Source organism: Bradyrhizobium sp. KZN70725, from assembly GCF_055264925.1.
Genome location: NZ_JBUYWT010000235.1, coordinates 1 through 223 on the forward strand (window position 1 = coordinate 1; position 223 = coordinate 223).

The 223-nt window shown below is 63.7% G+C and carries 1 pseudogene; it reads right to left on the bottom strand.

What is annotated here, in order from left to right:
• Positions 1-223 (bottom strand): annotated as a pseudogene (locus tag ACZBJS_RS42880) (IS4 family transposase); the annotation flags it as partial.

Here is a 223-nt window from a genome sequence, read left to right on the forward strand (position 1 = left end):
GGAGACGATCTGCCAGGCGTCTTTAACGGTGGCGACCGGATGAGTAGTCAGGAGCAGCCAGCGAATGGGCTCCGCACCTCTCGGCGGATGCAACTCGACCACTTCTACGAAACTGAGTTTGATGCCCTCCGCCAAGTCGGTGACGCCGGGCCTCTGCGGCCGCTTGAGCACGACGGTTCCGAAGCGCATCGAGAGATGGGCCTGCCGGCCGCGCCGATCCATT